We start from the raw sequence: 1,084 nt of genomic DNA, 5'->3' as shown, positions 1-1,084 counted from the left end.
TGTCGAGGAGTTCTTTTTCGATGTCTTCTACGAATATGGAGTGGGAGGCGTAGTCGACGGGGATGCGGCGGACTCTTGTTCCGTTGTTCTTGAGTATGTTGATGAATTCGTCGAGGGCGTCGGTGTGTCCGCAGACGACGGTTGATGTGGGGCCGTTCGCGGCGGCGAGGGAGAGGCGTCCTTGCCAGGGTGTGAGTTGTTGGCGGGTGGCGTCGGGGGTGAGTGCGACTGATGCCATGCCGCCTTTTCCGGCGAGGTGTGTGCTGATGATTGCGCTGCGGAGTGCGACGATGCGGGCGCCGTCGCGGAGGGTGAGGGCGCCGGCTACGACGGCTGCTGCGATTTCGCCTTGGGAGTGGCCTGTGACTGCGGCTGGTGTTACTCCGGATGCGCGCCATACAGCGGCGAGTGACACCATGACTGCCCAGAGTGCGGGTTGGATTACGTCGACGTGGTTGGAGTGTTCTTCGTTTTCGCTTCGAAGGACTTCGATGAGGTCCCATTCCACGAATTCGCTCAGTGCTTCGGCGCAGGCCTGTATTGATTCGAGGAAGACCGGTGAGGAGTTCAGCAGGTCCACTGCCATGCCGACCCATTGCGATCCCTGCCCCGGGAACACGAACACGGGACGGCGGGAATGGGCGGCCGTGTCACCCACCACGACCCGGGGAGCGGGACGGCCTGCGCTCAACGCGTCCAGAGCGGGGAGGAGTTCGCCGAGGTCACCACCCACGACGACGGCCCGGTGCTCCAGCGCCGTACGCCTGGTCGCGAGGGAGGATGCCACGTCGCCGGGGGCGAGACCGGGCTGCGCGGCCATGTGCCCGCTCAGTCGTTCGGCCTGCGCGCGCAGGGCGTCGGCGGACGCGGCGGAAAGCACCCACGGTACGGCCCCGGACACGCTGCCCGGGATGTCGTCGGAAGCCTCGGGCGCACCGACAGGGTCGGGGGCGGCTTCGAGGATCACGTGGGAGTTGGTGCCGCTCACACCGAAGGAGGAGACTGCGGCCCGGCGGGGGTGTGGGGTGTGTGGCCACTGTTGTTCTTCGGTCAGCAGTCGTACCTGTCCGGCTGTCCAGTCGAT

Annotated in this window: 1 protein-coding gene; it reads right to left on the bottom strand. The window is 65.9% G+C overall.

The features are described from left to right. Positions 1-1,054, bottom strand: a 1,054-nt coding sequence (locus ACFVW8_RS39175; RefSeq protein WP_389698838.1) for an acyltransferase domain-containing protein, incomplete at its 3' end; no start/stop codon positions are given. Positions 1,055-1,084 lie beyond the last annotated feature (30 nt).

It is taken from the genome of Streptomyces sp. NPDC058221, from assembly GCF_042882365.1.
Classification (GTDB): Bacteria; Actinomycetota; Actinomycetes; order Streptomycetales; family Streptomycetaceae; genus Streptomyces.
The sequence above is the reverse complement of the archived record's forward strand: the minus strand, read 5'-3'. Positions and strand labels throughout refer to the sequence as shown.